Annotated in this window: 6 protein-coding genes and 1 tRNA gene; 1 reads left to right on the forward strand and 6 read right to left on the reverse strand. The window is 39.4% G+C overall.

Annotated elements, in window-relative coordinates; all coding sequences use genetic code 11:
• From ACZYT3_RS12325 to ACZYT3_RS12350, 6 genes are all read right to left on the reverse strand, one after another.
• Positions 1-239: hypothetical protein (locus tag ACZYT3_RS12325; protein ID WP_464088861.1), on the reverse strand; the 239-nt coding region annotated here is incomplete at its 3' end.
• A gap of 212 nt (positions 240-451) precedes the next feature.
• Entirely contained in the window at positions 452-3547 is a 3096-nt protein-coding gene (dnaE, locus tag ACZYT3_RS12330; protein WP_464088862.1) for a DNA polymerase III subunit alpha, read from the reverse strand.
• 17 nt (positions 3548-3564) lie between these two features.
• A complete protein-coding gene (locus ACZYT3_RS12335) occupies positions 3565-4272 on the reverse strand; it encodes a tRNA threonylcarbamoyladenosine dehydratase (protein ID WP_294562862.1) in 708 nt (235 codons plus the stop codon).
• 34 nt (positions 4273-4306) lie between these two features.
• On the reverse strand, positions 4307-5680 hold the full coding sequence (locus ACZYT3_RS12340; protein ID WP_464088863.1) for a cadherin-like beta sandwich domain-containing protein: 1374 nt from the start codon (positions 5678-5680) through the stop codon (positions 4307-4309).
• Between the two features lie 12 nt (positions 5681-5692).
• Entirely contained in the window at positions 5693-7897 is a 2205-nt protein-coding gene (locus tag ACZYT3_RS12345; protein WP_294562860.1) for a dockerin type I domain-containing protein, read from the reverse strand.
• A 113-nt stretch (positions 7898-8010) separates the two neighbouring features.
• Positions 8011-8928: an isoaspartyl peptidase/L-asparaginase gene (locus ACZYT3_RS12350; RefSeq protein WP_294562859.1), complete on the reverse strand. Its 918-nt coding sequence runs from the start codon at positions 8926-8928 to the stop codon at positions 8011-8013.
• An 89-nt stretch (positions 8929-9017) separates the two neighbouring features.
• On the opposite strand from ACZYT3_RS12350, the gene ACZYT3_RS12355 reads away from it, so the two are divergent.
• Positions 9018-9094 (forward strand) — tRNA-Glu (locus ACZYT3_RS12355).
• Positions 9095-9148: the final 54 nt, after the last annotated feature.

The following is a 9148-nucleotide window of genomic DNA, read 5'->3' on the forward strand; positions in this document are numbered from 1 at the left end:
AAGGCCTTGGCTTCATGGATGGCAGAGAGAGGAATATAGTCGCTGAGATGAAACTGCTTTTTAAGAAGCTGATGAAGCTCGCAGTCCTTGAACGAGGCTCCCTTATAGGCACGATCGTAAAGATATTTATAGGCCTTATGAAGAACACAGTTATAGACTCTCAGATCATGAAGAATGATGTTCTTCAGATCAGGGAATTCACGGTAATAGAAACGGTTGGAAAGAAAAAAGACTTTCATGATGCCTCCTTGAAAGAAACGAGAGAATTTACACAGATATTATATCATATCAATAATTATAATGATACTATAATTTCATATTCATGATACATAATATCATAACATAAAATATACTTAACTTTTTTTCATTCTCTTTCATTATCTTTCTGTCCATCAAAATTGAAATTTCCTAATATATAAAAAACGATCACATAAGCCTGTGATCGTTTTTCCTATTCTTCATTCATAGATATAAATTCAATTCGATTCGCCAAACAGCTGTTAGCTTTATCGACTTTTCCGCTTACTTTGATGATCTCACCTTTTTTTAAGGAATTTGCGATATTTTTATATAGGTTTGGCATGATGACCAAATCAATCGATGCCGTTTCATCACTTAATACCGCAAAGCACATAAGATCTCCTTTTTTTGTCTTATGCTGCTTGATATGAGAAATCGTACCCATGATCGTTACATAGCCACAAGGCTCCAGACATTCGATGATTGCCTTGCCGCTGAAATGTAATTCTTTTTTGATACGGTTGAGCGGATGTTCGCTCAAATAAAAGCCTAAGACCTCTTTTTCCTGATTGGCCTTTCTTAAAGGATAATCTGCAACGTTGATGATCGCAGGCGGTGTTGCCAGGGAATAATCCAGCCGCAGCTGATTTTCATCTTCAATCATGATGATGCTGCTGAAACGTAAGGCATCCTCCAATGAAGCAAGCATACTGGCTCTTGTCAGATGAAAGCAGTCAAACGCACCTGCCATGATACAGCATTCGATCGCTTTCCGATTCACCCCTGCCTTGCTAAGTCTGGCAACAGCATCATGGTAGCTTTCAAAGCTGCCCTTGCTGCGTTCCTCTAATATCTTGTCAGCCGCATTGACACCGACATTACGAATGCCTCTTAGCGGAAATAAGACTTGATTATCATGTAAGATATATCTTTTTTCTGATAGGTTGATATTTGGCGGTTGGATCTGCAAATGCCGTTTCTTGGCTTCAAAAATATATTCGCTTGTCTTTATATCACTGCCAATGACCGAATTCAACAGTGATAAAAAGAAATATTGCGGATAATTTGCTTTCAGATAAGCCATCTGATAAGCAACCATGCCATAGGCAACGCTATGTGATTTATTAAAGCCATAATTCGCAAACTTCAAGATGAGATCATAGATGTCATGGGCAAGCTTTTCTGAATAACCCTTCTGAATGGCACCATCTATAAATTCTTTCTGCAAAGATTCCAGATCCTTCAGATTTTTTTTGGACATCGCTTTTCTCAGGATATCCGCCTTACCCAGACTAAAACCTGCCATCTTTTGCGCAATCTGCATGATCTGCTCCTGATAAACGATGATACCATAGGTTTCTCCTAAGATATCTTTTAAATCCTCATGAAGATAAACGATCTGTGAGGGATGCTGCCGATTGTTCAGATATCGCGGAATATTATCCATAGGTCCGGGACGGAACAAGGCCAGAGAAGCCGCAATATCCTGAAAACAGGCAGGTTTTAACTGGCGCAAAAGATTTTTCATTCCCTCCGATTCCAGCTGAAAGACGCCCGCCGTATCAGCTTGCTGGATCAGTGCATAGGTTTTTTTATTATCCAAAGGAATTTTCATGATATCAAAATCCGAAGCAATTTTTTTGATTTCTCCGACCACTTCATCAATAATGGTCAAATTACGAATAGCCAGAAAATCCATTTTGATCAATCCGAGATCTTCCAGATATTCCTTTGTAAACTGTGTAGAATCAAGTGCATCATCACTGGAAATCAACGGACAAACATCGCTGATAGGACGCTTTGAAAGAACGATACCACCGGCATGCGTTGACGCATGACGCGGCAAACCTTCCAGCTTTAAGGCAATTTCATAAAGTCTTCGATTTTCAGCCTTTGCATCGATTGCCGTCCTAAAACGAGGTATATCCTGATAAGCACTTCTCAGCGTTACCTTTTTATTAGCCAGCATGACAGGAATCGACTTTGTCAGAATATCAATATCATATACGGACATTCCTAAGGCCTTTCCTGCATCTCTGAGCACCTGCTTTGCCGCTAGCGTACCAAACGTCACGATATGCGCCACATGCTCACTTCCATACTTCTCTTGCACATAGGTAATGACCTCATCTCGCCGATTATCAGGAAAATCTGTATCGATATCCGGCATGCTGATACGTTCTGGATTTAAAAAACGTTCAAACAGCAAATGATATCTTATCGGATCGATATGCGTAATGCCTAAGCAATAGGCTACCAGGCTTCCCGGGGCACTGCCTCTTCCGGGACCGACATAAATCCTCTGTGCACGTGCAAATTTGATGAAGTCATAAACGATCAGAAAATAATCGTCAAATTTCATATTATGAATGACACTGAGCTCATATTTTAAACGTTCTGCATATACTAAAGGAACCTTCTTCGTATTTAATCTTTTTTCAAGCCCCTTGACACAAAGACTTTTTAAATACTGATACGAGGATACCCCATACCGGTTTTCATAATGCGGCAATTCACTTTTGCCAAACTCAAAACAAACCTGACACTGCCCGGCAATCCAATCGCTCATCCTCAAATCATCTTCATCATATAATTCCTGCATTTCCCGTTCACTGCGCAAATAACGGCCACTGGCAATATCCAGCGTTTTATCATTCACATTCAACCCCTGGTCAATGGCACTGAGCACCCTGAAGCTTTCCTCATCATCTCTGGAAATCATATAGATGCGAGAAAGCGCAACGGTTTTGATACCATTGGCAAGCGCCACTCTTTTCAAGACAGGATTTTTGATCTGTAACAGACCCGTATCATTCATCACGATTCCACAGATAAAATCCTCAAAAGCGTCATTGAAAAGAGTCAGGTATTTTCCCATCGAAAACTCATCTTCCTCGATAATATATTCATCAAATTTAGAATGATCACCACTTGAAATAACAAAACAGTGTTTACTGTAAGCACCAAGCCTCTCTAAATCAATCACCTTTTCCTCTGTACATAAATAAGTGCTGAGCTTCAAAAGATTCTGGTATCCGATATCATCCTTTGCCAATACGACAAAGCTGAACAATTCATCATCGATCTTACAAAAACACTCAAGACCGAAAATAGGATGAAGGCCTTCCTTTAAACAAGCATGATAAAAACTCATTGCTCCGTGCATGACATTAAGATCCGTTAAAGCAATGGATTTCATCTTCATCTGTTTTGCTGAATTAACGAGCTGCTGGATCCGAACCGTACTTTTTAAAAGCGTGTAACAGCTGCGAACATGTAAATGTACCATGATATTATTATAACACAAAAATCAATCTGCACACGCTAGAGTTGCTTTATAGCCTCAGCAGCAATAACAAGCCCGAATGCAGCCGGTACGAAGGCACTGCTGCCGGGAATGCTTCGACGATTTGTTTCTCTTAATTCCCGCTCATCTGTAAATAAAGGTGTCCGTGCTTTTTCCGTAGAATAAACGACCCGACATTTATGAATCCCTCGTTTACGCAATTCCCTGCGCATGACTTTTGCCAGAGGATCATAGCTTGTTTCAAAAAGATCGCCGACCTTTATCTGCAGAGGATCCAGACGATTGCCCGCACCCATGGAACTGATCAGCGGAATATGTAAGCGATGTGCTTCGCAAATGATATCCAGTTTTGCACTGATCGTATCAATGCAGTCAATGATCATATCATATTCTTCAAAATGAATTTCTTCTTTATTATCAGGAAGATAAAACATCTTCTTTACCTCAACATGACAATCTGAAGAAATATCTAACATCCTTTGTTTCATCACATCGACCTTATATTCACCAATGGTTGAATGTAAAGCAATGATCTGACGATTGATATTCGATTCACTGACACGGTCATGATCCACTAACGTAAATGAACCGATCCCGCTTCTGACCAAGGCCTCACATACATAACCGCCAACACCGCCAACACCAAAAATCAATATCTTTGATGATTGCAGACGCTGAAATTTCTCATCACCGATCAGCATGATCTCTCTTTTAAAGCTTTCCATATCATCACCTCATCCTTGACAACAAAAGCTGACCTTAGTCAGCTTTGTTCATATCATTGATTTCATTTCCTTTAGATAAAAGTCTTTTCTTATAACGCGAAACACTTACCAAACCATAAATCGTCGTTAAAAGAAGTACGACACAACCACCCAAAGCAATATAAAAGTACAGCTGCATGGAAGCATTCTGATTTACTAAATTTTCATAATCTTCCTGTGTTACTGCTGCAGCACCTGAATAAAGCTGGAGGGTATTCTGTGTGCTTTCATACTGATAATAACGATACTCACCCATATCATCCATGGCATAGATCAATGAATAATTACTAAAGCTCTTATCTTCATAGACCCAGCCCATCAATGTTACATCATCAATTGTAAGCTCTTGATAAACCATACCGGCTCTTTCCTGCAATTCTTCAGGAATATCTACAAGACCCAATGTATTACCCAGAAGAGCCACCTGCCGGTAAATAGAAGTCACACCTTTTGTTTCATCATAGATATAAAAGTTTTTTTCATCATCCTTCTGCAAATATACAACCGTAATATTGCGAGTAGGGCTTCGCCATGCCTTCACTTCATTACCATTGATCTGAACCGTCGTTTCCTCAAAACCATCCAATTGAACGGCACTTAAATTACGCACGACCCCCAGCTCATCATTTCCATAAGGAACATAGATCAAAGGTGTTTCATCAACATAAGCATTGATGACATACAGCTTTGGATTACCATTTTCAGCAGTTACCGTAATTTCAATTCGATTGTCACCGGCATTCAGTGAAATCTCACCTGTACCGGAAACACTTGCCTTTGAATCACTGGCCGAAGCATTAACCGTAATGCTTGAAACAGAAGAAGCTAATTCAACGCTATATTCTGTCACATCACTTGAAAATGCAGGTGAAAGCTGACCTTCACTAATCGACAGTGAAGCTAAGTTGTTATTCGAAGAACGATTATCGACAACAGGCGTTGTTGCGGAGCTGCCTGAGCCAGAACTCGAGCTGCTTCCTGAACCGGAACCTCCACCGGTATTCCCGGATGGAGTTGAATTTGCGACAATACTTACACTGCTTGAATTAATTGTTTTTCCACTATAATCAGATAAATCTGAAACATTGGTAGCGTCAACTCCAACCATAGAAATTGTTGCGGTTCCTTGAGATCCTGCGGTTGCAGTAATCGTAAAGGTCTTATTTCGATCACACCAAGAATCTCCCGTTCCTCCTGTTATAGTAGCGTTGCTTGCATCAAATCTGACAGAGCCTTCAATACTGCCGCAAGCTAATGTAACACTGAAGCTTCCTCCCGGAGCCACATTTGCTGCCTGAACCGGAATATATGATATCAGTATAAATAAAGTGAATATCATCATTATGGACTTTATAAATTTATTTTTCATTTGACTCTCCTATCATTGTATCTTAGAGATACCTAATATATGATTTTTTATCAAAACATAATCTAAAGACGATATTTTAGAATCACCGTTTACATCTCCACCTAATGATGGTCCACCTGATAAATGACTTAAATTAAGGATATGGTTTTTAACCAATACATAATCAAGAGAAGATATTTTACCATCACCATTCACATCACCCTTGATGATGATCGTATAGCTAGCCGTTTCACCACTTGATGACGTAATTTTAAGAATCATATCGGTTGCAATATATGAATTAGAATTGCTATGTCCATTCGTATTGATTTCTATCTTCATGCTTGAATCAATGGATTCCAAACGTTTCTTATATGTATCAATATTCGTCTGTGCTGAAATACCATATACATAAGAACCACTGAGTGACAGTGATGCTTTATTTAAGAATGATTGAATATCTGATGATGTCGTTGTCTTGGCATCATTGATCTTACGGATATAAGCACTTGAAATATAACCATAAGAATTATTGAAATCATATTTTTGGGAATAGATCCATGACAATGATTCATTGTTGTAACGGGCAATCTTTTTCTGATTGCTGTCTAATGGATGATCGGTATAGATCTGATACCAGACAGAATTACCGTTTACCGAAGTACCCGTTGTCTGACTCAATATGATCACCGGCATGTTTCTTACATTAGAGCTTGGATTCTTTAATGAAAGGATCGTATCAGAACTTGTAGATGCTGTTTTTCTGACATTCACGCTATCAACGGTTTCTTTGATTCCCAAAGCATATTTCTGATAATCCTTTTTGCCTAAATAATCATCAATAGAATAGCTGTGTGAGGCAGCTTTTTCGCCCCAGTAAGGGTCAGAAGCATATTTGACGTTCATACCGCTGGCCTTATCACCGAGATGACCGCCGAAATAGCGCCAGTCATTCGTATCCAGATAGCCCCATGTCACCCATTGACGTACAAAGATATCGATACAGGACTCGACAGAAACATAGACGCTGGCTGAACCCGACGGATTGGAATCCACTGCATTTAAGCCAAAAAGATTATTCTTTGCAAGAGCAATCTCACTTCTTCCCCAGCCGCTTTCATTGATCGCAATACCCATGGTCATCAAAGGATTGACACCAAAATCCTGTCCTTTCATAAAGGAAGCTCCTTCATTAACCAATAACGACTGGTTTGCTTTCAACGTACTGGTGCTTGTCGAAGTCGGTTTCTCGGTATATTTGCTCGCAATAAAAGCATTTAATTCTGCTGCCGTATAATTCGTCTGTGAATGAAGCGGCAGATACTGATAATAGTTATAATAAGGATTATTCACATTGATCGCATTCGTACTCGTACCATTGCGATAATCATCGATCATCTTAAAATAATCCGTATAAAAATAATGAGCATCATAACTATAATAAACCGTCGAACTATTTAGATAGCTTGGCGCATATCCCATATTAATAGCTGATGAATATGAACCGTCGCTCGATTTTAATCCTCCGGTACGGATATAGTGGTAAAGCTTACCATTGCTTACTTTATAATAGTTGATAAAAGTCCCCTTCTCCGTATAAGGAACGATATCGACCAAGGAAGCGTCAACCCAGCCATTTACACCTGAAAGTCTGAATTTTACCTTACCGTTACTTTCTTCCAGAAAAGCAGCATCAATACCATAAGCCATATTGATATAACCGCTTGTACCGGTACCGTCTTCCGTATAATTCGTATTCGCGACATAATTATCAACTACTATCTTTTTAAACTTGACAGTTGCATATTTTACCTTCCAATATTTATCCTGCGATTTCACAGCATAATTGACTGAAGGATTTTGTTTGATGATCGCTTCATAAGCACTCAGTGCATCCTCATAGTTTGCGAAAGAATTGACTTCTGTTTCTGTACCATTTTCACTGATACTGATAAGCTTATATGTATCATTTGACATGAGCGAAATATCCCCGTTGCCAATAAAATTCTGATAATATTCCTGTTCAGCCTCTTCTAAGGTAAGCGCACCCTCCGCATCAACGACACGCTCAATTACATTTCCCTCTTCATCATAATCATATATTACAGAACCGATCTTGACACCCGGATCATCGATCGTTTCATCATTTTCAGATGCTTGTGTATGTAAACGGCTCAACATAGAAAAGCCTATACAGGATATCATTAAAAAGGCAAGAGCTTTACGGCCAAATTTCATGACTTTTTAACACCTCCATTTCTTTCATAATTTTACATGATTTCATTAAAAAATGCAATGTAGGGAGAGGATTCACATATTTTACCTGTAATTCTTAATTAAAATTTATTTCATCAATCCAAATCATCGATCTTGCTGTCGTATTTTCGAATAACCACTTCTTTTCCCTTAGGAAGTGCAACATAGATTTCAGTATTTGAATCACTGTCAGCAGCAACATATGCAAATTTGATATTCGTTCCGACACCGATCTCTCCTGAAGGATTCATACAGATCAAAGATATCGCATCACAGTATCCCTTTTTTGCGATCATCCTTTCTGTCCATTCAAATACTACGGAACTGGCAGCTTCTTGTGCAGACATGCCCTCTTTCATCCTGCGTACCGTTTCATAGCTTAAACAGCCTCTCATGATTTCTTCACCTACACCGGTAGCGGCTGCCCCGCCTGCTTCATCATCACAATAAAAGCCGCTGCCAATCAATGGCGAATCACCGACCCTTCCCCTCTTCTTCATAAAAAGGCCGCTGGTGCTTGTTGCACTGACAAGATGTCCTTGCTGATCCAAAACCACCATACCTACGGTATCATGTCCATCATAACTTGAAAGAGGCTGGTTTTCTTTTTTACGCTCTAAATATCTTTCATAGCTTTCTTTTGTCAATAAATTTTCTTTTTTCATTCCTAATGAAGCTGCAAATTCATTGGCACCCTCACCTACTAAAACATTATTAAAGCGACCCTTTGAACATTCATAGGCAACATCAACCGCATGTATTACACCTTCAAGCGCCCCTACGGCTCCTGCCTGAAGCGTTTTGCCATCCATAAATCCCGCATCACATTGAACGACTCCCTGCTCATTTGGCAAGCCGCTATAACCGACAGAATGAAAAGCCTCATTTTCTTCAACCGCATGAATTGCTTCTAATACAGCGTCTTTAGCACTTTTCTTATCCTTTAAAAGACAAACGCCTTTATTTACTCCATCATAAGACATCTTCCATGTCGCAATCATTGACCATTTCATATTTTCACCTCGTACATAGTATATCAAAAATAATAAAATTGTTAAGATTTACTTGAACAGTTTTACAGTTTGCGGTATAATCTTGTCATGGCCCGTTGGTGAAGCGGTCTAACACACTGGATTCTCATTCCAGCATTCAGGGGTTCGAACCCCCTACGGGCTACCATTTTATAAACTTGAACCTTGAAGGTTCTTTTTTTATGTACTATAATGATGTACG

Source organism: Traorella sp. mt218, from assembly GCF_055420025.1.